Source organism: bacterium, from assembly GCA_030697645.1.
Classification (GTDB): Bacteria; Patescibacteriota; Minisyncoccia; order Phycocordibacterales; family VMGT01; genus JAUYPI01.
Genome location: JAUYPI010000002.1, coordinates 1 through 25,353 on the forward strand (window position 1 = coordinate 1; position 25,353 = coordinate 25,353).

A 25,353-nucleotide genomic window follows, 5' to 3' on the forward strand; every position below is an offset into this window, starting at 1 on the left:
CCGCTCTGGCTTTGCCAGAGCGGCGCGTTTCCGTTCCCTAATTACCAGTTACTGATTGCTAGTCCCTCGTCACCGAGTTATCCACACCCGTCGCAAAAATTGCGTGGTAGACTGCAGCTACGAATGAAAAAAGTCCGCGCATATATCGTGTCGGTCTTTCTGCTCGCAATTCTAGTGCCGAGCATGGTTTCCGCACAAACGATTGCGGATCTACAAGCGCAGATCACTGCGCTGCTTGAGCAGGTGCAGAAGCTCCAGGTGCTGCTCGGGCAGCCGCAGAAGGCAGAGGGGTGGTGCCATACCTTCAACACGAATCTCAGCATTGGCAGTGGTAGCGATGAGGTCGCGCATTTGATAGTCGCTCTCCGAAAAGAGAAATTCGACGTCGGCGACACTGACTTCTATGACGAGACGATCGCATCCGCCGTCACGGGTTTTCAAGAAAAATACCGGAGTGAAATCCTCGCGCCAGCCGGACTAAAAAATGGCACCGGATACGTCGGTGGGCGTACCAGAGCGAAACTGAACACGCTCTACAATTGTGGGGTTGCGGAGCGCGTGCCGGTACAAAAACCAGCGGTGTATCAGAGGCAATCTCCTGTCTTTCAGCCGGAAGCAGCAGTGCAGGAAACTTCTCCGTCACAGCCGACGTCTCAATTTGGGTATCCGGCGCCGGAGGCAGTGCTGCTGCCCTCCGCAGATATTGCCGTGCAACAATCGCAGGGTTGGATCGCGCAGAAAATCACCTGTTTTTTTGAGGGGTCCGTTAGCCAACAGCTCTGCTCGACGGTCAATAAGGACGGCAAAAAATTCGTTCTGTTCGGTGCCGGCAACACCACGGCGGTCGGCACGGCCTTTGGCTTTCCCGGCGAAATGTTAACGTGGCAGAGCAGTTGCGGCGGATTGACATACTCGACAGTCGGGCAGAGCGAGCAGGTTACTTTTAGCTGCGATACGGCAAAACCACAGCCATCCATTACGCTCCTCTCGCCGAACGGCGGAGAGCTCTGGCAGGCAGGCAAGTCGTATGTGGTGTCGTGGCGCAACAGCGGTTTTCACAAGTGGATCGGTGCGCATTTGAAGCGCGCAGGCCGTGGACCGATGCTCCTTAATGGAGAAGATTCACTGCCGATCGGCACGTTTAAGGATACGGATAATTTTATGTTCACCGTGCCGCGCGAGGTGCTGTCGGGCGATGACTATCTCATCAAAATTATCAATTTTGATGATGTGTCACACGGCGTAGACGAGGCGGTTGATTTCAGCGATGCACCGTTCAGCATTTCAAACCCGTCGCCGACGCAGCCCGGGGTTGCGTATCCGGCGGAAAAAGAGGTTATCGAAATTACCTGTGATAGAGCTTCCTGCAACAAAGAACCCTTCATCACGGGGATTGACGGACCGACATCGCTTATGGTTGGTGAATCCGGCATATGGACAATAAAAGCATCTGACCCTGAAGGAGGGTGCCTCTACTATTACGTTATGGACTGGGGAGATAAGAGCAATGGAGAAGAAATCTTAGGCATGACTAATGGAGTGTGTCTTCAGGGCGTGACATTCACACACACCTATATGCAAAGCGGATACTACAAGGTACTCTTTCAAGTGAACGACCCCTCGGGCCGCATTACCCAAAGCGTGCAAGAAATAATCGTGAAATGAACTACCTCGCAGCTCTGCTGCGAGGTATTGTCCGAATAAAAAAATTTCATGAACAAAGACGTCGCCATTATCATCCTCGCCGTGCTTTTCCTCGCAAGCGTAGGGGGGCTTGTGTATTTTGCGCAAAAGGGGCCGGTGATTGTCGGCGGCGAGACCACGAAGGAGCTCTGCGGCGCGCTGCCGCTCTTTCGCGGGGCCATCGGCGGGGGCAGCGTTGCGCCGCAGACCATCGCGCGCGACATCTGCTACTTCGTGTTCGCGCACGAAAAGGGCGATAGCGCCATTTGCGCGAAGGTGAGTACCCCGGAATTTCAAGGCAACTGCTACTCTGCGCTCGCGGTCAAAACGGCGAACGCCGAGCTGTGCACGTCCGCATCCAATCCTCAAGCACGCGACGGCTGCTACAATGAAGTAGCGTATTCGCTCCGAAACCCTACGCTCTGCGAGAGCATACAAACTCCTGACGCGCGGGACAACTGCCTCTCCAACTACGCAGGCCGTGTTCAAGACGCGAGTGTCTGTCCGAGCATAAAAAACGAGCAGAGCCGCGATGGCTGCTATATAAATCAAGCATACCGAGACCCATCACTCTGCGAAAAAATTGTGGACGCGAACATGCGGCAGCAATGCAATAGCAATGTCGGTAGATGAAATCAACTTGTCCGGTCTCGACCTCGCGCCGAACGCCGCAGAGCGGAGTAGCGACGGGACACCTATACACAAAACCACGATCATCACTGTCGTGGCTCTTTTTGTGTTGGCCGCACTTGGCGGCGGCTATTTTTACTACCGCAGCATTTACCAACCGAGGGTGTATGTACAGACCATCGTGCCGCTCTACGAGAGCGCCGGTCTCCTCGGAAGTGAAGCTCCAGGAGAGCCAGCGCTCCAAGGCCCTTCCGGCCCGCTCGACTACACCGGCGCAGCAGAGGCAATCGCCGCGCGAGCACGGAAATTGACTGCCGCTCGTGCGGAAATTGCCACTCTCGAGCCGCCGAATGCGAAACTCGCTGGCTTTCACGCCGCGCTCCTTGATGTGCTTGACCGTGCCGCTGCTGCAAGCGCGGAGGCAGAAACCCATGCACGTTTTTTCGAGAAGCTCCTCAAGCTCAAAGAGGAGCTCGGCGCCATACACGAGACCGTCTCGACGCCAGAGCAACAGCAGAGCATCCGCACCGTTGGAGGGCTCTCTGATGCCTGGGTGCCGCATTTCACCAAAGCCAAAACGGTCGGCGCGGACGCATTCAATGTAAAGATCCGCGCGTTAGGAAAAGATGACACACAGATCGCCGGGATCGTCACTCTCTGGGACGAGATCGTGGCGGATATTGACTTCTTCATCGAGCTCTTCGGCTCGCTCCGCCCCGAAACCCGCCTCGAAAACCTGCAAACTGTCCTTACTCCGGCGCAAAATTCACGGGGTGAAAAAAGCTTCGGACATTTTGAGGAACTTATCAGGCAGATTGACGCGCTTACCGCCGCGCTCAGTGCCACGGTAGTACTCGATCTTGGCGTCTCTCTCGGCGAGGACGACATCGAGCTTAGCGAAAAAGCCTATCAGACGTACCGCGCGCTCGAGGATCTCAAGCGACGCTACCTACCCTGACCTTCCTATGGATACCCTCCCATCACGTCTCATACGCCTTCATCAGGGGACGATGGGGCTTTTCTCCCTCGCGCTCCTCTACCAGCTCTTCCACTGGATAGAACATGTGGTACAGGTCTACCAGCACTGGCTCCGCGGGATGCCAGCAGCCCAGTCGCACGGCATTTTGTTCTTTCTCGATTTCGAGTGGAATCACTTCGTGTTCAATACCGGCTACTTTATCGCACTCCTCGTCGTGCTCATCCTGATCATAACCAAACGGCAGGTATTCGACATACGCGCCTCCGCCCTCTGGCTTCTCGGCATCGGCACTGCCATACAAGGATACCACCAGATCGAGCACATAGTGAAAATATCCCAACACCTCGCGCGCGGATGTGAGCCGTGCCCGGGGATATCATCGGAAAAACCCTCGACGGGGTGTACCTTCATTTCACCCTGAACTCTCTCGTGCTCCTCCTGCCCTTGGCGGCGTTTCTCATCACTTTTGTCCCGCGCCTTATCCACAGGCCCCAAAATATCGCGCATGTTGCAGTGGTACAATAAAAGCGTCAAACTTTAATCACCCTCAAATGGCTTCACGCCAGCATTATTAATTTTATAATTTTACTTCGTCTATTGCTGACGCCGCCACCTCCACCGCGAATCTGGATACTTCCACCGGCAATTTTGTTGGGTATTCTGTGGTTCCTGAAGTTTCCGTTATTTTCGTCGTGAATCCATAGTCAAAGAGGATCAGACGCAAAAATTACTCGAAAGCTCACACGCAATTTCACTGGCGATCCCTATTTTCAAAGTAGGTGCGAACGTACCGGTTCGCCAGTGCTTTTGGGTATGGTCCGTAGAAGTATGAAGAAGAATATGTCTTTTTGTGTCACATCGTCCGCCGTTTTCTCGCTGTGTTTTGTAGTTCCCGGATTTTTGGTTTCGGCGGAAGACCACGATCCGTTTTCAGAAAATAACGTCGAGCTGCGTTCTCCGGGATTAACTCCTGATAGCTCGTTCTATTTTTTGGATACTCTCGGGGAAAAAATAAATAAGAATGAGCATCAACAAAAATATGATTCGTGACAACAAAAATAAATTTTTAGCAGTAATTGCTATTTCTCTACTGATAGTAGGGGGGGATCCGTCGCTCTTTTAGTACAGGCGCAAGCCCCGTGCGTTTCCTCCTTGAATATTCCTAACGACCCTCCATCCTATGGTCTTCTCGTGAGATCAAATCTTTCCTGTGCCACTTTTCAAATTAAGGGGCCTGTTGAATATTCGGGCGAAGGACTTTATTGGTCCAAGTTTGAGGCGCCACCAGGTATGTACACAATCACGTGGAGTTCCATTTCGGGCTATATCATGCCTCTATCCGAAACCAAAGAACTCAAAGAAGGCGGCGGGTTGCTCTTTCTTGGAAGTTATAACGAAGCAGGATATCCACAGGGGAAAGGAACGATCAAGGTTTATCTTCTTAACTCTTTTCCGCCTCCATACCCCGATTTTACCCTAAAAGGTCCTATGACTCTGACGGAAGAATTAAGTTCCAAGTGGGAAAGAGAGATGCCAGTCGGAACATATACTATAACCTATGAGGATTTGGATGATCACGGAGCACCTCCTCCCGAGACAAAAATACTTGAACGCAACGGCACCATTACTTTTGACGCGGCTTATGGTTCTCCCAAAGCCCACGTATTTACCATCGATTCCAAACCTTCTGGAGCAAAAGTGTATCTTGACGGATCATTGCTCGGAAACGCACCAATAAAAGCAAAAATTTCGCTGGACAGCACAAAACATGCTATTCGCTGTTCGCTCCATGGATATGAAGACTATAATTACTACGATTACAGAGCGCAGGAACCGGGTTCGACAACATATTCTATAGGCGCAAAGTGGACGTGCGCGATGGTTGCTCAAAAGGAACAGCCGAGGTCATCTGCAACGAAATCTCCTACTCCGCCGTCTCTTAAAAGCGTGTCAGAGGTTAAATTGAAAAGTGAGTTGATGCCGCCGCCCCAACCAGAAATTAACGAGCAGCTCTCATCTCCTCAAGCCGATACGCTACAAACTCCTCCTCGAAAACCGCAGGGATTTTTCTCTCGCATCTGGAGAGCCATACTTTCTATTTTTGGAAAGTGATTTGTTGTTACCAAACGTTTAGAAGCGATATTTATTACTCAATAAAGGTGAATTATGACAAAAAAACTAATGGTGCTAGTCATGATCGTGGTGATTCTGGGTGGATTGGGATATGTTGTGCTGAACAATAAAGAAACGGAACAAGACCCAAAACTGCTTATTGGCCTTTGGAAAACGGAAAGTTCGATTTTCCCCGATGGCGAATATTTGGAGATGAAAGAAACGGAGTTCTGTTCTGTTTGGCAAACTTTTCGAACAGACCCATATTTCCGCTGTTCAAAATATGCTCCCTATATTGTTTCTGGCAATCGGGTTGGATTCCTTCAGCCACCTCAACCAAATACTAAATGGGAAGTGACCGGCAATACACTTACCCTGTGGTCAGGTGGTGACAAGGGCGAAAAGAAATTATATGAGCGTGTAGATCCGAACGTTGCCCCGGCACAGACATCATTTCCTGAAGAGTCAATTTTCACTAGAGACTCAGATGGAAATCTCATGGTAAAGCCGACGCCCCTTTCTCAATCGCCAGTTTCCAGCAAAGACTCAGAAAAACCCAAAATAGTTTCGTTTAAAGCCAGCTCTCAGTCGGTGAAGACTGGCGGTGAAATATCATTTATGTGCTCTGCTACTGATAATTCAGGCTCTGTTCAGATTGCATTTGATATTGCTGGACTTATTGAGGGCGGTACTGCAAACGCATTCGAAGGGGGACCGTTCCGATCAAGCGGCGATTCGCACTCTTATACATACAAGCCGGCATTTGCGGGGAATTACAAAGTAACTTGTCAAGTGTCAGACGAGGCGCAAAATAAAACAGAATCCTCTATCTTATTTTCTGTAACTCCTTAATAATTTCAATACACTCGCGCAGCGCAACGACATCGGCATGCTCTGGGAAAATTATGTGTTCATCGAACGCCTAAAGAAGCAAGAATACCAAAGTATTTCGGCGAACAATTACTTTTGGCGCACCTACGACCAGCAGGAGATTGACCATGTCGAAGAACGCGAGGGCGCGCTCTTCGGCTACGAATTTTCCTGGGGCGAGAGGACAAAAAAGAAGCCGCCCCGCGCGTGGCTCGAGACATACCCGAACGCAACCTACGAGGTGATCAACCGCGACAACTACCTCGACTTTATTGCGTAGGAGTTTGTTGTCGCACGGTCTCCATCGGTACTTTATCCACAGGCGCGAGGGTGGCGCACGGATTGTAGGAGTATAATAGCACTGTCGAACCTTATTCGCTCAAAAATGGCTTCACGCCAGTATTATTAGTTTTCATAATTTTTACTCTACCGCGCCCTACCGCGCGGCCGTATTTTTATGCGTACCTTTTTTTGTGCACGCGCGCTCGCGAGCGCCATGATTATTGGCACCGTCATCTCTCCGATCGCGCCGCTCACTGCGCTCGCCGCGCACGTCGAGGATGATCCGTGGCACCGAGGCACCGCCGCGGGCGCGGAGCAGACGGCCTCTGCTCTCCTTGCGGTAAGCACCGCAAGCGGAAAAACGGAAACCGCTCCCTCCGGCATCAGCTCTGAGTGGAACTTTTCAGACGATGAAACAGAGCTCTACCACACCATACGTTTTCCCTTTGATCCGCCGCCTATATCCTTTCGCGTCTATTACAAGAAGCCCGGGGAGAGCGCCTTCACCCGCGTTGCGGAGTTTACGCTGCTCCCGACCTCCTGCGACACACAAGCGACCGTAAGCTCGTGGACCCTCCACAAACGCTGCAACGACTCCCGCTGGGAGATCAACTCCCCGCATCTTGCGCCATCCTCGTACACAGACGGCGAATATCGCTTCTACCTCTCGTCAATCAACGGCTCGGGCAAGGAACACCCGTCGCAGGAGTTTAGCTTGACGTATCCGACAACACCACCGAGCGAGCAGGTGAGTCAAACGAGCGCGGCGAGCCTCCAGTCGCAGCTTGACGCCGCGAAGGCAAAGGTCAATGAGCTTGTAGAGAAGCTCCAAAAGAGCGCGACGACGCCAAGCACGCCGACTCTCGCACCGGCTCCGTCACCGAGCTCGGCCGTGAGCACGCCTGCTCCGACGCCGACATCAGTAGTGCGGGAGGTCCCGACCATCACCCGCAACCTCTCGCGCGGTGCCTCAGGGGAGGATGTGAAAAAACTCCAGAAATTCCTTGCTCAAGACAAGAGCGTCTATCCAGAAGGGCTTGCCACGGGTTTTTATGGCGCGCTCACTGAGGCTGCGGTCAAACGCTTCCAGGAAAAGCACGGCGTTGAGGCGGCCGGCAGCATCGGGCCAAAAACGCGAGCGAAACTCTCCGAGCTTGCGACGGGTCAGCCGGGCGCACAGGCAGTCGGACGGAGCGAGCGGCCGATGCCACTCAGCGCTGTCGCCATTGGAAAGACTGCGATACGCGGCGCATCGGGTGAACATGTAAAAAAAGTTCAGGAATTTCTCGGAATGTTCCCAGAGATTTACCCGAACGGCCAGGCAACCGGCTACTTCGGCGAGCAGACGGAAAAAGCGGTGAAAAAATTCCAGGAGAAAGTTGGTCTCGCGCAAACGGGAGAAGTTGACGACAAGACAAAAGACACCCTCGATCGTCTCCTTGTTGCAGGAGAGAAGAAACAGCCGCCAAAAATTACTGACGTTACCCCGAGCTCCGGATCAGCCGGCATCACCGTTACCCTCTCCGGCCGCGGGTTTACCGACGAGGATAACGCCATCATGATGCGCGGGAAAATCGTGGCAACCGCCCTCAAAGCGTACGACAATAACTCCCAAATTGACTTTGTACTCACCTCGGACGCCCCATGCGCTCCGGGCTCGAAGAAGCCGTGCCCGATAAAGGTGGTGAACGCAAACGGCATTTCAAACGCAAAGCCCTTCAAGCTCGAGTCGTTCGTCTACACCCCGCCGGGACTAGACACAAACACCCCTCCCGAGCCGGAGCCCGCACCGCTCCCGGAGCCGGAGCCCATACCTCCGCCCCTCTCAGACACCGGCGCGCCGACTCGCTCAGACGGCTCTCCTTCGGGAGAGCTCGCGCACGGCACGAAGAGTGCGACGCTCTCGCTCACAACCGACGAAAACGCGACATGTAAGTATGCAAGCGTATCCGGTACGTCCTACTCTTCGATGACGCTCACGTTCTCGACGACCGGGAGCACGACGCACTCGACGAGCGTCTCCGGCCTTACGGACGGTACGTCATACAATTACTATGCGCGCTGCTCGGACAGCGCCGGGAACGTCAATGCGGATGATTACGCGATTTCGTTCAGCGTGGCAACCCCGCCAAAGCCCGTTATCACCATGCTCTCGCCGACGAAGGGCGTCGTCAGCACTGCTGTAACCATCACCGGCTCTGGCTTCACCACAACAGGCAACACGGTGAGCTTCGCTGGAACAGACGCTGCTACCAATCTTCCTTCCACCGACGGCAAAACACTTACCTTCAGTGTTCCAACGGGAACCACATGCACGATCGGCTCGACCTGCGCCGTCGCGGTGCGGAATGTGAACGGCACGAGCAACGAGAGCGCGTTTCTCCTCACGCAAAATATCGCGCCCGTGCAGGTTGTCTTCCCGAATGGGAACGAAAATCTCGTCCAGGGGGTTGACTTTACCTTAAGCTGGACCGGCGGCACGGACCGGGTAGACATTGTGCTCGTTGAAGAAGGCGCGACTCAAGGCGCGGACCCCGGCGCATTCATCGTCGGTTGGATTGCGCACGCCCAAAGCCCCAACAGCACGGTCAACTGGAACGTAAAAACCGTCTGCAGCGATGACGGGAGCGTCTGCACCGATGTTACGCCCGGGAAATACAAACTGATGGCGCTCTCGGAGGATGAACTCGGAGCACTGATGATCTGGGACGACGCAACCGAGAGTCCCGGCAACTGGGATCTCTCAAACAGCGCCTTCACGATAAGCCCGTCTGCAACGCTCACGGTTGTGGTCCCGAACGGCGGCGAGATCGGCTCGCAGAACTCGGCGTTCATCATCTGCTGGGCAACGATTGACCTCAAGAGTCAGGCCGTCAACATTCAACTGTTAAAGAACGGCGCGCTGTATCGGACAATCACCTCATATCGGCAAGCGTCTCCGAACGGCGCGTTCATCACGAACTGGCTCATCCCGGGCGACGTACCGGAAGGCGCGGACTACCAGATTAAAATTTCAGACGCGGCCGTGCCGCAAGTGAGCGACATGAGCGACAAGCCGTTCTCGATCACCGCCGCCACATCCGCGATTCGGGTCAATCAGCCAAACGGCAGCCCCTACAACTGGAGCGAAATTTGGTACTCCGGCTTTGACGGGCCAGTGAGCTGGTACAGCACCAACATTCTCTCGAAAACCGTACATATCAACCTTTGGAAGGGCGGGTTCTTCTACAGGAGCTTGGCGAGAGATGTCCCGCAGGCATACTACTGGAACGCTGGCACGAGCTATACCACCGGCTGGTTCTACACTCAGGTGAAAATCCCCGCCGACGTGCCGGCAGGCAAGGATTATAAAGTGGAAATCGTGGACGCCGCAAACCCCTCTATCCGCGATTTCAGCGACTATGATTTTGCCGTGGTGCAATACCCCTCATACCTCACCATAAAAGGCAAATTTACTGACTACCTCAATAAAACACCTATCGCAAATACACAAATCAGCACCTGGGACGGGTCGTATTCCTGGTACCAGGACAGCTCGAGAGCAAGCGGTGACTTTGCTTTGATCGCCACCACCTCAGACCTCCTGCTCTCGCGCGGGCACAGCTTTTGGGTGTATCCTTCGCGCTACGATTATAAGTATTGGCGAATCCAATCCAATTCCCTCGGGCTCTATGCATACGTCCAGGTCTTTCCGTTTATAGGCAAGAGCCTCGTTATCCCGCTCACGAGCGGAGACATCGACTTGGGGGAGCTTTCGTTCTGGCCATTCGTTGATTGGGGTTCTCTGGTCTCCGATATTCCGACGCGGTCAAGCATCAACTACCGCAGCGCGGAGACCGGACAATCAACGTCCAACTACTGGTACTATTCAAGCTTCTCGAACTCGCAATACCTCTGGAAGGCAATCCCGCAGGCGCTCGACGTATGGGCACGCATTGAGGACAAGCCGGGAAATGCCTACTACTCCCCGATGCTCGCTCTCCCGCAGAGCCCGGCCGTCCCATCGCAAACACTCGCCTTCTTCAACCGCGTTGCCGCGTGGGAACCGTACACGATCAGCGCGTACGCGTGGTATTATCCGCAGCTTCTCAAAATAGGAACGCCGCTCACCTATGGCAATGCGTATGCATACGGAGGCGTCGCACCATATACATGGAGCGTGCTCTCGGGGAGTCTGCCGCCGGGCGTAACGCTCTCTTCCTCCGGGGCAATCTCCGGAGCGGCGACGGAGGCCGGTGTGTTTGATTCGATTCTTTTGGTGCAGGATGCAAACAAGGTGCATGGCGTTACATCCCGACTTCGCTTTGATGTACGAACTGAGACCGGTGTGCAAGTGCCGACGATCAAAGTGACATACCCGCAGGCGCGGCAGGAAATGTATCCAGGCGGCACTTACTATATCCAGTGGGACAGCTTTGGCATCACGAGCAAGACGATAGTCCTTGACCTCTATAAAGGCGGCAGCTTCATCAAGAAAATTGCCGGATTCGCGCAGGGAACTGAGGGAGGAAGCTTCACCTATTACTGGAAGATACCGACCGACCTTGCGGGCGGCACGGATTACTCGGTGCGCGTATCAGATTCGAACAACACCGCTACCTATGGCGAATCTGACCTCTTCGTTATCCCGGCGCGAACCACCAGTTTCTACTGGAGTACATGGAAAGGAACCTACCTACCGTATGTCTGGTTCACGTATGCCACCTCGACCAACCCGTCAACCGTGAGCTATAAACTCTACGAGACGAAGTCAGGAGGAGCAGCACCAACGGTCGTGTCCACGTTTGGGACTCTGAATTGTAACCAGAGCCTGCTCTCCGGCGCATGGCGGTTGTACGTCTCATGTTACTACGGCTACGCTACGCCCCAATGGGCAATTCAGTACAACACATGGGCTTCAGCCTCGGCATTTTCACCCGCAGAATATACCTATGAACTGAAAGCCGTTGACAGCGCCGGCACAGAGAAATCAGTCGTCACCGCGAAAACACATGTGTTTGAAGCAGTTACTATCACGAGCCCGACCGGCAGCGATGCTCCCTTGAGCACCCAGGCCCCGACTTTCCGCTGGACCCTCCCCGGAGACTGGCCAAGTTTGCTCGAAAAACCGTACCAGATTTCAGTCTGGGACGCAGCGACCGGCAATTATATTCACTATATGTACGGATTGACGGCCCCGGGCGACTCTGCAGGATACAGAAAATATGATGGCCCGGCACTCGACCCGACGAAAAAATACGGCTTCATGGTGACCTATCAGAGGAGCGTCCTCGATCCGGCTACCGCCACGTATGTGGGCAACATCGCCATGAGCGCGACAACCACGAGCTTTTCAGTGGGACAGTAAAAAACCGGAGAACGACGAGACGATGAGACGTCCGATGTCCTCGTCGAGAACACGATCGAGTACTCGTGGGTATATGAGGTTTGAATCTCGAGATTAACGCACGAACGAATTGTTCATCAGCATAAAGCATGGTATCATGCATCTGGTTCTGAGCTCTTCTCAAGTCTGCATCAACTCCTCTTGAAAGGGTACGACGGTGGCAGCACAAAGTATTCTTGGCACGCATGAATTCTCCGATGAACGCCGCGGTTTTCACGCATTTATCGCCATTGATGACCTCACGCTCGGCCCAGCCCTTGGCGGCATACGGATGTATCCGTATCGCTGCCTTGAGGAAGCGCGCACGGACTGTGAACGCCTCGCGCGCGCCATGACCTTGAAGAGCGCTCTCGCCCGAGTGCCGCTTGGGGGCGGTAAAATGGTCGTCGTCGGCAACCCACTCACGGACAAAAAGGATGCGCTCTATCGCTTCGTCGCTGATTGTATCAACCCGCTCGGTGGTACCTACATCGCCGCCTGCGATGTTGGTTGGAACCCGCCCGACCTTCTCGCTCTTGGCAAACTCACCCCCTATGCTGCCCTGCCTCCCCGCAAAGGCATCTGTGATGACGATACCGCCGAGATGACCGCGACCGGCGTTGTCTTCGGCATACAGGCAGTAATCGAGCACTGCTGCGACACCCGCGAGATACGCGACCTCTGGTTTGCGCTTCAAGGTATCGGGAATGTTGGAAGACGCACGGGAATAAAGTTGTATCGAAGCGGTGCTGGCAATATTTTTATCTGCGACGACATCACAGAAAAAGTCCGGCTATTTAAACACGTCTGCCCTCGCGAAAATGTGGAGGTGAGTTCAACGGCAACGATCTACGACCAACCGGCTGACATCTTCGTCCCCTGCGCGCGCGGCGGCGTCCTCACCGAAGAAACAATCGAACGTCTCGCCGAGGCCGGCTTCTCGGCAGTTGCCGGCTCGGCGAACAACCAACTCGCCGAGCCGGAAGAGCACACCGCGGCGCTGCTCTACGAAAAGGACATCTGCTATGCGCCGGATTTCGTTATTAACGCCGGTGGCGTCATCGACTGCGCTGCAAAAATCGCCGGTAAGTACAGTAAGGAGAGCACGAAGGCAAAAGCGCTTGAAATCGGCCCGCGCCTTCTCGATATTTTCAAGCGTGCGAAGGCGGCCAATTGCTCCCCGCACACGATCGCCCTCGCCGATGCAGAGCGCATCCTTGGAGAAGCGCGAACAAAAAAAGTCACACCGCAAACCCCGCCCGTATCCCCCGCATGACACCTGCTCTGTTCTCCCGCCAACGCCCTGAACCCTCTCGGGTTCAGGGCGTAACTCAACTCTTTCCGAGCGGCGTCCCGTGTGTATAATGTACGCATGCCTAACGAAAACCTCCAACACATACGCCACTCTCTCGCGCATCTCCTTGCCGCGGCAGTACACGAGCTCTATCCTGAGGCCCTCCCCACAATAGGCCCCGCGACGGAGAGCGGCTTTTATTACGACTTCGACTGCGGCGAGACGCCGCTCTCTGCCGAGTCTCTTCCCGCGATTGAGGCCAAAATGCGCGAGCTGCTCCCCATCTGGGACGCTTTCGAACGCGAGGAGGTAAGCGAAAAACAAGCTCGAACCCATTTCAAAAACAACTCCTACAAACTCGAGCTCATTGACGAGATTGTCTCCCGCAACGAGCCGCTCACCCTCTATCACGCGGTCCCCTTTAAAACCTACAACCTACAACCTACAACCTTGTTTACCGACCTCTGCCGAGGCGGCCATGTCGAAGACGCGAGCGAGATCGCCCCGGAGAGTTTCGCCCTCTCCCACATCGCTGGCGCCTACTGGCGCGGGGACGAAAAAAATAAGATGTTGACGCGCATCTACGGCATTGCGTTCCACACAAAAGACGACCTCAACGCCCATCTCGCGATGCTCGAGGAAGCAAAAAAACGCGACCACAAAAAGCTCGGGCGCGAGCTTGACCTTTTCACTTTCTCGGAGACCGTTGGAAAAGGCTTGCCGCTCTGGACGCATAAAGGCACAACGATCCGGCGAGAACTGGAGCGCTTTATTGTCGATGAGGAAATACGTCGTGGCTACCTACACGTTTCTACCCCGGATATCGCACGGCTTGCCCTCTACGAAAAGTCCGGACACTACCCACACTACAAAGACTCCATGTATGCGCCGATAACCATCGACGACGAAAAATTTATGCTTCGGCCGATGACGTGCCCGCACCATTACGAACTCTATTTGCGTAAACAACACAGCTATCGGGATCTGCCGGTGCGCATTGCAGAGGTGGCAAAACTGTACCGCTACGAGCAGTCAGGAGAGCTCGCGGGGCTCCAGCGCGTGCGCGTTTTCAGCCTTGCCGACGCGCATATTATCTGTGCCACGGAGGAACAGGCAGGCGAAGAGATCACCGGAGCGCTCGATCTTATCGAATACGTCGCGGGCGTGTTCGGACTCAAGCAAGGCGAACATTTTTCTTACCGACTCTCGCTTGGAGACCGCGATGATGAAAAAAAATATTACAAGAATGACCAGGCATGGGACAAGGGCGAAACGCTCCTGCGTAATCTCTTAGAGAGCAGAAACTGTCGCTTCTACGAAGCGGAAAAAGAAGCGGCATTCTATGGGCCGAAGATAGATATTCAGATGAAAAACGTAAACGGTAAGGAGGACACGGCGTTTACCGTGCAGTACGACTTCTGCATGCCGGACCGATTTAATCTTACATACACGGACGCCGATGGTACTCTCAAGCGGCCGTTCGTGGTGCACCGCTCTTCGATCGGCGCAATCGAGAGAATCGTCGCATTCCTCATCGAACACTACGCCGGAGCATTTCCACTCTGGCTCTCTCCAGTGCAAGTACGTGTGCTCCCAATAGCAGAAACACACCGCGCGTGGGCACGAGAAGTATACGAGGCAATGCGCGAGGCCGATATCCGCGCCGAACTCGACGAGGCGGACGAGACCCTCGGCCGCCGCATCCGCGCTGCAAAACTCGAAAAACTGCCCTATTTCCTCGTCATTGGCGAAAAAGAAGTCGCCTCAAAAACCGCAACCCTCGAGAGTCGTGATTCGAACACGCACGACACCCTCCCCATCCCCGCCCTCCTCGAGCAGCTCCAATCCGAAATCCGCGAAAAAAAACACGCGTAAACGTGCGCGCGAAAACAGCCTCACTCCAGAGTGAGGCTGTTCGTGATGGACAAATTCGAAAGAGCTACCACATTTTACTTCAAACATCGATCGATGCTGTATTCTCTCCCACAGCCGATCGGCGCTATCGAGTAACCGTTCTCATCGCCGTAGGCAGGACCGATGAGTGATGGGGCACCAGGAACAACAGCTCGGAGCCAAAATCCATGCTTCCTGCTCAAATCCTCGAGTTCATCAACGAATGCTGCCATCCGGCTTCTCAGACTATGTCTCCAAGGAAGATGGGGCCACAGCGCCTCGGCAATAGAGCGCGCCAAGCCATGGTCGAGAACCTGCCGCGTGATACGAAGCGTCCTCTCGTCGATGTCACAAATCTCAAACACTGCTGCAAAGCCAGGTTCGTTCAGCTTGTCTTCAGTAACATAACCGCGAGCATCAAAATAAAGCCCCTCCGAGCACCGCACCACCGCATGCTGCACAACGCCTTGATGCATTAGCCCCACCAGAGGCCAGCCAGTCCCCAGATGCATCGCAATGGCGAACTCATAACATGCACCGTGTAAAAAACCGGCCAGTACATGCTCAAGCGCCTTTGCATTCTCCAAATCAATCTCTTGCACGTGCGTTGGCATTGTTTCTTCTCCTTTCAACTAAAAGTCTTTGCCGCTCCCTTTCCAAGACCACAGTACTACAATTCCTCGACTACGTCAAAAAAACGCGGCTGCACCGCACGGATGCGAGTGAAACGCGTTGGTCATCATACACCCCACCGCGTAGGAGCATTTGTTCTCGTCATAATAACTATGCGGCCGCATTTTTATTATGACGAAGTTCTCTGTCCTCTATCCTGTCCGCTATCCTCTCTCGCAGGCCTATCCGGTCTACCGCTCATTTCTTGTCGAGCTCCATTCTCAATTTTCTCGAACTCATTGCGGGTCCCGTCTGGTGACAACACTACACCTCCGCAAGCACCGCGCGGATGCGACGGATGCCAGAGGAGATAGCCTCTTCTTTTATAATTTTAAAGCGCGTGCCGCCCTCGCCGAGCTCGCGGGTGTTGCCAACATGCGGGCCGCCGCAGAATTCAAACGAGTAGAGGCCGTCGGCACGGCTCGCGCCCTCGCCGATTTTATACACCTTAACCTTCTCGCCGTACTGATCTTCAAAGAGCCCAATCGCGCCGCGACGCTTCGCTTCCTCAAGCGGGAGGATTTCAAACGCAACCGGAAGATCAGCGGCAATGCGCTCGTTTACTGCCCTCTCAACGCGCTCTAGCTCTTCTCTCGTCATCTTGCGCGGGTGCACGAAGTCAAACCGCAGCCGCTCGGGCGTGATGTTGCTTCCTTTCTGAAACACGTGCTCGCCGAGGACGTCGCGGAGCGCCTGGTGGAGGAGATGCGTCGCGGTGTGGTAACGCACCGACATCGCGGAGTGATCCGCAAGGCCGCCGTGAAATTTTTTTTCCGCACCGGCGCGGGAAGCGTCTTGGTGTGAGCGAAACTGCGCCTCAAATTCTTCGCGATCTATCGTAAACCCCTTCTCGTGCGCTAACTCGAGTGTCATCTCGAACGGGAATCCGTATGTCTGATAGAGATCGAACGCGGCGGTGCCGCTCGGGCCCTCCGCACTCATGCGCTCGAATTCTTTCAGCCCCCGCGCGAGCGTGAGGCGGAACTTTTCTTCCTCCTTCTGGATTTCCTCGCGGATGTCACGCGTCTGCTCTACGAGTACGGGGTACTTGTCGGCGTAGTGCTCGGCGACGAGCGGCACAAGCTCGTGGAGCGTATTCTCCTGCATGCCGAGGAGGTCCATGTGGCGCACAGCGCGGCGCAGAAGCCGCCGCACGAAGTACCCCTGCTCTTTATTGGCGGGTAGTATGCCATCAGCAATCATAAACACGGCGCCGCGCAGGTGATCGGCGACGACGCGGAACGAGAGCGTCAGCTGCTCGTTTCCTCCATAACGCGCCTCCATACGCGCTTCAATCCCATCAATAAGCGCGCGGAGCGTATCGATACGGAAGACATCAGGATCGCCCCCGGTGGCGGCAGTCATCCGCTCAAGCCCGCCGCCGAAGTCAACATTTTTTTGCGGTAGCTCGTCGAACCCGCCGTCTGCACGCTTTCGATACTGCATAAATACCGAGTTTCCGATCTCCATGAAGCGGCCGCAATCGCAATTCGGATGACAGTTCTCACCGAATCGCTTGTCGTGCATCGCACCGCTCGGATCAAAATCGAAAAACATCTCCGAGTCCGGCCCGCCTGGTTCTCCGGCAGGCATTTTCGCCGGATCCCCCATCCTGCTCCACCAATTTTTCTTTGCGCCGTAGTAAAAAATGCGCTCGCCTGGCCTAATGCCGCGCTCGGAGCCAGCCTTCTCACTCCCGATCTCGGCGATTGCGGCGTCAATTCCTTTCTCTCGAAAAAGTTTCTGCCATATCTCTGCTGCCTCATCGTCTCTCCGAATGCCGCTCTCGGTGTCGCCGCCAAAAACCGTCACATAGAGCCGCGATGGGTCGAGGCCGATGCCGTGCTCGCCATCTGTTAAAAATTCAAAAAACCACTGAAGCTGCTCGGTTTTAAAATAGTCGCCGAGCGACCAGTTGCCGAGCATCTCAAAAAATGTGGTGTGACGATTGTCGCCGACCTCGTCTATATCTTCCGCACGGAAGCACTTCTGGGAGTTGACGAGCCTTTTCCCTGCAGGGTGCGGCTCGCCGAGAAGATACGGCAGCAAGGGCTGCATGCCGGAGCCGGTGAAAAGAGTGGTAGGGTCGTTTTCGGGCACAAGAAGCCCCGACGGGATCAGTGTGTGCCCCCGCTTCTCAAAAAATTCAAGATAGCGTTTTCTTACCGCTGCGGTTTGCATGCTGTGGATCACCTGTACAACACTCGGTGTCGCATAACATCATCTTGCCATCGGCTCTGTTTTTGCGTGCACGCGCAAGCGCGCGCTTTTCGGCTGCCGTTGGCGTAACTCCTTCACCACGCGCGGCATCTGACCCGAGTCAAGTCATACTCTTCCCGCGGCGTAAATCACGAGCTCACGGTCTCCGGTGAGTACCTTCGGCATAGTGACGGTTGCCATTTCGACAGTGTATCAAAAATATGCCGCGCGGAAAAGCTGGCTGGCTTGCAACATCTCCGCGGCGTGCGCGGTGCGTTACCCACATTGACGCGCGACGCACGCGCACCGTAGGCTAAACATGCGCGAGTCGTGATACGACAAGCCGATCAACGAACGTGCGCGAAAAAAATACGAACAACTTCAAAAAAGCCCTTCATTCTAAAATCAACAGAAGTATTGTATACTATGGTCACAAAACTCTCCCTCATTCGTTATTTATTATGGGAAACAAAATAGTACCAACCGACCCAAGAGAGTTAATGCGACTGGCAAAAGAGGGCGACGCTGATGCTTTTGGGAAGATTTATGAGCTGTATTTTACACCCGTTTTTCGCTATATTTATCTTCGGGTAAACAACAAACAGGACGCGGAAGATTTGGCCCAAGTCGTATTTCTGAAAGTGTATGCATCAATTTCTCGATTTGAAGAGCAGGGTAAGTCGCCCCTCTCCTATTTTTTCACCGTGGCGAGAAACACCATCATAGACCACTGGCGGAAGAAAAAAGACGTCTTGTTCGAAAATCAAGAAGAATATACTGCTCAAACAGACAGTCGCACAGAGAACCCGGATGATGTGATCCAAAAAAACGAAACCGAGAACATGCTACGTCGAGCCATCCAAGAATTAACCGAAGAGCAGCAAAGCGTGATTATTCTCAAGTTTATTAATGATTTTTCAAACAAAGAAATTAGCACCATGTTGCAAAAAAAGGAAGAAACCATTCGTCAGATCCAGTGTCGCGCTATAAAAACGCTTCGTCAACATCTCAAAAAATATGGATGAAGATACGTATGCAGAAAAAATAATAGGTCAGGTTTTAACGCTTGTGGAAAGCGGGCAATCGATGCCTGAAATTATAACGCTATTGCCGGAACATGAAAAAGAAGTGGTAGAAATATTTCAGGTTCTTAATATACTTACCGTCCACAAGGAGAGGGCGACGCCTCCCGAAGCAATTTTGGAAAAAATTATTGCCAACCTCCCAACAACCAAAACTGTCACAAAAAAGGAACTGGGTCGTTATTTGTATCGAGGTGAGCAAGCGGTGGGCGGTTTCGCTCGACGCAATGGTCGACACCAAGAAATTACCATAAAAACCAAAATTGACAATCTCATGACTATAAACTGGAAACTGTGGGCGCCGCTCGGCATCGCAACACTCGTAGCGATTGTCGTGCTCGGCTCTTCTCAGTTTGGGACGCAAGCGCCCTACACGCCAATTGCCGAAGAAACGTCAACGCCGACTGTTTCGGGAAAACAACCGATTACTGTGATGCCAGCGAGTGGCAATGTTGATGATGCGGTGAATGCAATTCTTCTCGCTGTTTCTGACGAGCAGGCATTGTTTGCCGATACGGAAAAAGATCTCGCACTGGTTACCGCAGACAGTCAAGCGATCAATGATTTTGGTCAATCATACAATGAAAATGAATTCTAACAAATTCCTTACCGGCGTTCTTGGGACGGCGATCGCGATTAATCTTCTTTCACCCGTTTTAGTTTTTGCCCAGAAAACTCCATCATCGGGAGGGTTCTGTGCCAAAGTTGATGAAGTAACTTCGCGAATTGACCAGCGAATGGCTAATCGGGAGGCACAACTTCAAACAAAACGTCAGGAGCGATCGGATAACCTTGCAACGCGAAAGAGCGAGCGGGACGCACAAAGAGCGAAAAACCGATCCGCGCGAGACACAAATCGCGAGGAGCATTACGCCAAACTAGAAGCGCGAGCAACTACTGACGAGCAAAAGCAGGCGGTTGCGGCGTTCAAGGCGGCGGTTGAAGCAGCGGTAAGTACGCGCAAGGCAGCAGTTGACGCGACGATAAGCGCGTTTAGACTGAGTGTGGATGAAGCTGTTGCGTCACGAAAATCTTCGGTTGATACGGCAATAAGTACGTTTACGAGCGCAACAACTGTAGCCGTTGATCACGCGAAAGCTGACTGTGCCGCAGGGGTTGATTCCAAGACCGCTCGCGAGACATTCCGAACCAGCATGAAAGCAGCGCAGGATACATTCAAAAGCGATCGACAAGCGATTGAAAAGTTAAAGGATTCGCTTGAACCGATCCGTACCGCAAGAAAACAATCAATGGATACAGCCATCGCCGACTTCAAGGCGGTAATGGAACAAGCGCGCGCTGACCTTAAAGCCGCGTTTCAAACAACTCAGTAAAACACAACTTTCTCTTTGTGCGGGAGTAAAAAAAATTCCTTGCAAAAGAGATATGCAAAAACAAACTCGGCTAAAAACCGAGTTTGTTTTTGTGTGAATACTATCGATATGTAGAAAAAACGAAACGGACTACCGATGGCGGTTCGTTTTGTTTTTGCGCGATGCGAGATACGAGAATCGAACTCGTGCCTATTGCTTGGGAAGCAATCGTTCTGCCACTAAACTAATCTCGCGTATACGTTTCGCTGGTAACGCCGCGCATGATGTCCCGTAGCCAGCCGAAGACCGAGCGCTGCTCATTATGTCGCGGCTCTAGGTTAGTTTCCGTCTTTTTGTCGAGAATAACGACGAGCTGTTCGTCTTCCTTCGCAACACGAAATTTTCTCCGGAGCTCCTCCTCCAACCCGCGCGTCTCACCGAGAGCCGCAAGCTCCTCGCGGAGCTCTCGCTCTCGCGCGGCAAACGAGGCCGCCTCGGCGCTCTCGTCCTCGAATCGCGTGCGGGCGAGCTCCTCGGTCTCTCTCATCCGCGCTGCAGCCCTGCCAAAAACGAAGACGAGTCCAAACGCAAGTACGACTACAGCCCAAAGCAGCACCCGCCTCCTCGCCCCCGCTCTCCGCCCCTCTTGGAATCGTCCCATGGTGTAGTGTATTATGTATGCACGAAGTTTGGCACGCAACCGTCGTTTAAGCCGCCCCTAGCGTGAATTACGAAATGCCTTTTCGGAGACTCCGCAGGCGCGAAGCTCGGTTCTGTCAAGACCCCATCAGGGGCTCTTGACAGATTCGCGCCGAGGACAGAACGAGGCAGCCGCAGGAGCTGCCGAGTGTGCTCCGAAAAGGCAGTTTCGTAATTCACGCCCTCTCTCTATGTTTTTCAACGCCAAAAGACAAAAAGCGCTCAGAATCGCGTGGATGGTCATCGGCATCCTTGTGATGGTCAGCATGGTACTTTTGTATACGCCCATATTTGGGCAATAGCCGGACGAGCAGCAAGCGACAAGCGGCAGGCAGTAAGCACACGTCTCAAAATCCGAAGCACGAAATCCGAAACAAATCCGAATGACCAAAATTCAAATACTCGAAACACGACGGCCGTGTTTTGAACATTCGAGCATTGTGATTTCGATATTCGGATTTCGGATTTAAAACGTGACGTTACATGCCGCTTACTGCATGATGCTTGCTGCCCGCTTACGCCTTCGGCCTGAGCATTTTGAGAAATACGTCGTGTGGAATTTCGACGCGCCCGCGCGAGAGCATTTTCTTCTTCCCCTTTTTCTGCTTTTCGAGGAGTTTCATCTTGCGCGTGACGTCGCCGCCGTAGAGCTTCGCGGTGACATCTTTGCGCAGCGCCGGGAGCGTGCGCGAGGAAATTATCCGTCCAAGCGCTTTTGCTTGTATCTTCGTCACAAAAAGCTGGCGCGGCAGGATCGCGTGCAGTCGCTCGACTACCTCCTCGGCATCCTCCTCGACCCTCGCGCGTCCGACGACGCGCGAGAGCGCGGGCACTACCTCCTCGGCAACGGCGATGTCAAGCCGGACGACGTCAGCCGGGCGCTCGCCCCCGCTCTCATAAGAGAGAGAGGCGTAGCCGGACGTTACGCTCTTGAGCGAATCAAAAAATCCGCGCATGAGCTCGCGCAGCGGCAGCTCTAGAGCGAGCGATATCCGGCCCTCGCCGAAGGTCTCCGTCTCCCCTACCTCGGCCTCGTGGGTATGGAGCAGGCGAAGCACCGCTCCGAGGTACTCTTGTGGGAGGATAATCCGAGAGCGTACCCACGGCTCGCGTACCTCGGCCGTTGTTCCATCGTCCGGAAACTGCGAGGGTGTATGAATGCTTCGCGTCACGCCTTTTCGATCAGTTATTGAATACACAACGGACGGCATCGTTGTTATGAGTGAGAGGTGCGCTTCGCGCCGCAGACGCTCAGAGACAATCTCAAGGTGGAGCATCCCGAGGAGACCACAGCGGAAGCCGCGTCCGAGCGAGTGCGAGTACTCCTCCTCGTATGAGATCGAGGAGTCAGAGAGTTTGAGCCGCGCGAGCGCGCGGGAGAGCGCAGGAAAATCGTCCTGGCTTTCAGGATAGAATGATGCCCAAACAACCGGTCGCGGTGGCTTGTAGCCGGAGAGGGCGGCGAGCGGACGCTCTGCAGAGAGAACGGTGTCACCAACGAGAGCGACGCCCGGCTCTTTGATGCCGGTCACAATGTAGCCGATCTCACCGGCCGAGAGGGTATCAGAGCGAGTGAGCTCAGGCGTGAAAATCCCGACTTCGTTTGGCTTAAACACACGCCCCGCAGCGGAGAGCTTAAGCGCATCCCCGGCGCGAACCACGCCGTCAAAGACGCGCACGTAGAGGATAACGCCCTGGTGCTCCGAATACTCGAAGTCAAAAATGAGCGCGCGGAAGCTTGTATTTTGTATCTTGTATTTTGTATCTTGTATTTTGTTTTCTTCAGCCGATGCTGGCGGAGGCACTCTGGCAACGATAGCAGCGAGAAGCTCGTCCACGCCAACGCCCGTTTTGCCCGACGTCTCAAGTATCTCCATCTCGGCAATACCACTGATGCGGCCGAGTTCGTGCTTCGCCTCCCCGATACGCGCGAGCGGCGAATCTATTTTGTTCACGACCGGAATTATGGCGAGTCCGAGTTCGCGCGCCATCGCGAGCGTGGTGAGCGTCTGCGCCTGGACCCCCTGCGTCGCGTCCACAAGCAGCACTGCCCCCTCGACGGCCCTGAGCGCGCGAGAAACTTCGTAGGAGAAATCTATGTGCCCGGGCGTGTCAATCAGGTTCAGAATGTACTCACATTCATCGCCCGTGTTTTTGGTATTCGAATTTTGAATTTCGAATTTGTTTCGGATTTCGATATTCGGATTTCGGATTTCCGCATGCGCTTGAGCGCGCCAGCGCATGCGGACCGGTGCCATCTTTATCGTGATCCCCCGCTCCCGCTCGAGCGCCATCTGGTCGAGCACTTGCTCGCGCATCCGGCGCTTCTCAATCGTCCCCGTTGCCTCAAGCAACCGATCGGCAAGCGTCGACTTGCCGTGGTCAATATGCGCGATTATCGAAAAATTACGAATGTGAGAAGTCTCGGTCATAGCGGCTATGATACCATGGTATCGTCTAGAGCTGACGGGTGCTTATCAAAAAACGAAACGTTTCGATTTTGCGACCAAAAAACGAGAGGCAGCCCACGTTAAAAATGCACAGCTGCACCGCGTATGCGGTGCAGCTGTGCATAACCACTGTGCAGCGGGTCTCAGTTGCCAAGATTATCCTACGCGCGCACAAGCGTTTGGCGAGCGGTATTCCGAACGATGCTTTTGATCATCTTTGCCGTTGCCCACAGAGCGACCGTCCCTGTCGCAAGGACGAGTGCCTGGACTGCAGTTTCGGTATTGAAAAACGCGCGCTCGAAAAATGACGCAATCTCGCCAGCGTAGTTCTTCGGCATGTTCGCCCAGACATGACCCAGAGATACCCGAAGCATGGTCTGCCAGAGCAAAAAGGCGAATAAATAGATCCGGAGCGCCGCCATGCTCGTTGCCCTGCGGAGCACAAAGAGCGCCCAGACGCGGCGCATAATGCTTGATTGAAGATTCTTGTCCATAAAAAACAAAGTTACGCTAATAATTAATATCGAAATAAGACAAAATGAGATGCAATCCAACCTCAAAGTTCACTCCTGCCTTTCGCGAGAACGTGTGCAGTTTTTCGAAACGCCGCCTTCGCGCGATGCATTCGTGTCTTCACGGCACCGACAGAAACCCCCTCCTCGTCCGCGATCTCCTGCTGGCTCCTGCCGTCGAGAAAATAACGAGAAAGCACGCGGCGGAAGGGTTCGGCAACCTGCTCGAGGATAACCCCTACATAATCGGCATTCTCCATGTCGTCAAGAAAGCGCCCGCGGTCGGCGAGTACCGCCTCAAGCTCCGGCGAGAGTGGCGTGGTTTGGAGCGCGGCACGCTTGCGCTTCTGGTAGTGCGTGAAGCTCGTGTTCATCAAAATCTTGTACGCCCAGGATGAAAACGACGCGCCCTCCTGCTTCTCAAAGCGGCCCGCGTAACGGTAAATTTTTACAAACGTCTCTTGCACGACATCTCGCGCTTCCTCATGGTCGCCCACAACCTGCGCGGCCTTGCGCAAAAACGCCGCCTGGTAACGCTCGAGGATGACGGAAAAAAGCGACGGGTGGGAGAGCGCGCGCACCAGTACCTCCTCGTCGCTCAAAGTAGCCACTGTCACTCCGTCCCCCTCTCCGGGAGTTGGCTCAAGCAAATGCATAGACTCATACTACCCTACCCTCCTCCTCCCTGCAACTGCAGCACGGGCAGGGAGGTTGCATCGAGAACCGCTCTACGCTACCATACCACAATGCTCAGCTACAACGACATCCTGCCAAAAAAGTATATTATCCTCGACGGCGAGCCTTACGAGGTACTCGCGGCGCATGTCTTCCGCAAGCAGCAGCGCAAGCCAGTAAACCAAACCAAGCTCAAGAACCTGCGCACCGGCAAGGTCACCGAGCGCTCCTTTCACCAGTCAGAAACGGTCGAGGAGGCGGAGATCGAGAAGCGCGACGTGCTCTACCTCTACAACAACCGCGGCGAGTGGTGGTTCTCGGAGAGCGCGGACAGAAGCAAGCGCTTCCGTCTGCCGCAGAGTCTCATCGGCGAGGCAGCGCGTTTCCTCATACCGAACTCCCCGATCTCAATCGCGGACTTCAAGGGCGAACCGCTCGGTGTTGCGCTTCCGATAAAAATGGATCTTCGCGTCACCGAGGCGCCGCCTGCAGTGCGCGGAAACACCGCCCAGGGCGCAACGAAGCAAGTAACACTCGAGGGCGGTGCCGTCGTTACAGCGCCGCTCTTCATCGAGCAAGGCGACATTGTGCGCGTCAATACCGAAACCGGCCAGTACGTCGAGCGCGTGGAGAAAAAGTAACG

Annotated in this window: 19 protein-coding genes, 1 tRNA gene and 1 pseudogene; 14 read left to right on the plus strand and 7 right to left on the minus strand. The window is 54.1% G+C overall.

Features of this window, described 5'->3' with window-relative positions; translation table 11 throughout:
* Positions 1 to 183: 183 nt before the first annotated feature.
* The 10 genes and pseudogenes from Q8R39_00105 (at position 184) to thrS (ending at position 15,090) form a co-directional block, all read left to right on the plus strand.
* On the plus strand, positions 184 to 1,665 hold the full coding sequence (locus Q8R39_00105) for a PKD domain-containing protein (protein ID MDP3734821.1): 1,482 nt from the start codon (positions 184 to 186) through the stop codon (positions 1,663 to 1,665).
* A 48-nt stretch (positions 1,666 to 1,713) separates the two neighbouring features.
* Complete coding sequence (locus Q8R39_00110; GenBank protein MDP3734822.1) at positions 1,714 to 2,316, plus strand: hypothetical protein; 603 nt, start codon at positions 1,714 to 1,716, stop codon at positions 2,314 to 2,316.
* Positions 2,303 to 3,271, plus strand: a complete 969-nt coding sequence (locus Q8R39_00115; protein MDP3734823.1) for a hypothetical protein — start codon at positions 2,303 to 2,305, stop codon at positions 3,269 to 3,271. Before Q8R39_00110 ends, Q8R39_00115 begins: the two co-directional genes overlap by 14 nt.
* A gap of 7 nt (positions 3,272 to 3,278) precedes the next feature.
* Complete coding sequence (locus Q8R39_00120) at positions 3,279 to 3,713, plus strand: hypothetical protein (GenBank protein ID MDP3734824.1); 435 nt, start codon at positions 3,279 to 3,281, stop codon at positions 3,711 to 3,713.
* Positions 3,714 to 4,621: 908 nt separating this feature from the next.
* Positions 4,622 to 5,404, plus strand: a complete 783-nt coding sequence (locus tag Q8R39_00125; protein ID MDP3734825.1) for a PEGA domain-containing protein — start codon at positions 4,622 to 4,624, stop codon at positions 5,402 to 5,404.
* Between the two features lie 54 nt (positions 5,405 to 5,458).
* On the plus strand, positions 5,459 to 6,256 hold the full coding sequence (locus Q8R39_00130) for a hypothetical protein (protein MDP3734826.1): 798 nt from the start codon (positions 5,459 to 5,461) through the stop codon (positions 6,254 to 6,256).
* Between the two features lie 19 nt (positions 6,257 to 6,275).
* Positions 6,276 to 6,554: pseudogene (locus Q8R39_00135) on the plus strand (DUF4143 domain-containing protein).
* A gap of 177 nt (positions 6,555 to 6,731) precedes the next feature.
* On the plus strand, positions 6,732 to 11,903 hold the full coding sequence (locus Q8R39_00140; protein MDP3734827.1) for a peptidoglycan-binding protein: 5,172 nt from the start codon (positions 6,732 to 6,734) through the stop codon (positions 11,901 to 11,903).
* A 196-nt stretch (positions 11,904 to 12,099) separates the two neighbouring features.
* Complete coding sequence (locus Q8R39_00145) at positions 12,100 to 13,197, plus strand: Glu/Leu/Phe/Val dehydrogenase dimerization domain-containing protein (protein MDP3734828.1); 1,098 nt, start codon at positions 12,100 to 12,102, stop codon at positions 13,195 to 13,197.
* A gap of 96 nt (positions 13,198 to 13,293) precedes the next feature.
* Positions 13,294 to 15,090 (plus strand): threonine--tRNA ligase, encoded by a 1,797-nt coding sequence (gene thrS / locus Q8R39_00150; protein MDP3734829.1) that lies wholly within the window; start codon positions 13,294 to 13,296, stop codon positions 15,088 to 15,090.
* 74 nt (positions 15,091 to 15,164) lie between these two features.
* Here thrS and Q8R39_00155 read toward each other — a convergent pair whose 3' ends face one another.
* Positions 15,165 to 15,722: a hypothetical protein gene (locus Q8R39_00155; GenBank protein ID MDP3734830.1), complete on the minus strand. Its 558-nt coding sequence runs from the start codon at positions 15,720 to 15,722 to the stop codon at positions 15,165 to 15,167.
* Positions 15,723 to 16,044: 322 nt separating this feature from the next.
* Entirely contained in the window at positions 16,045 to 17,961 is a 1,917-nt protein-coding gene (locus Q8R39_00160; GenBank protein MDP3734831.1) for an alanine--tRNA ligase, read from the minus strand.
* Between the two features lie 374 nt (positions 17,962 to 18,335).
* Between Q8R39_00160 and Q8R39_00165 the strand changes: the two genes are divergently transcribed.
* The 3 genes from Q8R39_00165 to Q8R39_00175 are packed head-to-tail and all read left to right on the plus strand — an operon-like array spanning position 18,336 to position 20,395.
* Positions 18,336 to 19,004: a sigma-70 family RNA polymerase sigma factor gene (locus Q8R39_00165; protein MDP3734832.1), complete on the plus strand. Its 669-nt coding sequence runs from the start codon at positions 18,336 to 18,338 to the stop codon at positions 19,002 to 19,004.
* Positions 18,997 to 19,659: a hypothetical protein gene (locus Q8R39_00170; protein ID MDP3734833.1), complete on the plus strand. Its 663-nt coding sequence runs from the start codon at positions 18,997 to 18,999 to the stop codon at positions 19,657 to 19,659. The genes Q8R39_00165 and Q8R39_00170 overlap by 8 nt, the downstream gene beginning before the upstream one ends.
* The gene (locus Q8R39_00175; protein MDP3734834.1) at positions 19,649 to 20,395 is read left to right on the plus strand and encodes a hypothetical protein; all 747 of its coding nucleotides are present in this window, start codon (positions 19,649 to 19,651) and stop codon (positions 20,393 to 20,395) included. Before Q8R39_00170 ends, Q8R39_00175 begins: the two co-directional genes overlap by 11 nt.
* A gap of 162 nt (positions 20,396 to 20,557) precedes the next feature.
* Here Q8R39_00175 and Q8R39_00180 read toward each other — a convergent pair.
* The 5 genes from Q8R39_00180 to Q8R39_00200 all read right to left on the minus strand — a co-directional run bounded on the left by Q8R39_00180 (position 20,558) and on the right by Q8R39_00200 (position 24,691).
* Positions 20,558 to 20,628: transfer RNA gene (locus Q8R39_00180), tRNA-Gly, on the minus strand.
* Complete coding sequence (locus Q8R39_00185; GenBank protein MDP3734835.1) at positions 20,619 to 21,035, minus strand: hypothetical protein; 417 nt, start codon at positions 21,033 to 21,035, stop codon at positions 20,619 to 20,621. The genes Q8R39_00180 and Q8R39_00185 overlap by 10 nt, the downstream gene beginning before the upstream one ends.
* Positions 21,036 to 21,588: 553 nt before the next feature.
* The gene (lepA, locus tag Q8R39_00190; GenBank protein ID MDP3734836.1) at positions 21,589 to 23,505 is read right to left on the minus strand and encodes a translation elongation factor 4; all 1,917 of its coding nucleotides are present in this window, start codon (positions 23,503 to 23,505) and stop codon (positions 21,589 to 21,591) included.
* Positions 23,506 to 23,684: 179 nt separating this feature from the next.
* On the minus strand, positions 23,685 to 24,017 hold the full coding sequence (locus tag Q8R39_00195) for a hypothetical protein (GenBank protein ID MDP3734837.1): 333 nt from the start codon (positions 24,015 to 24,017) through the stop codon (positions 23,685 to 23,687).
* A gap of 62 nt (positions 24,018 to 24,079) precedes the next feature.
* Positions 24,080 to 24,691, minus strand: coding sequence for an RNA polymerase sigma factor (locus tag Q8R39_00200; protein ID MDP3734838.1), 612 nt, complete (start codon positions 24,689 to 24,691; stop codon positions 24,080 to 24,082).
* Between the two features lie 90 nt (positions 24,692 to 24,781).
* Between Q8R39_00200 and Q8R39_00205 the strand changes: the two genes are divergently transcribed.
* Positions 24,782 to 25,351 carry an elongation factor P gene (locus Q8R39_00205; GenBank protein ID MDP3734839.1) on the plus strand — a complete coding sequence of 190 codons (570 nt, stop codon included), beginning with the start codon at positions 24,782 to 24,784 and terminating at the stop codon, positions 25,349 to 25,351.
* The last annotated feature ends 2 nt before the right edge of the window (positions 25,352 to 25,353 follow it).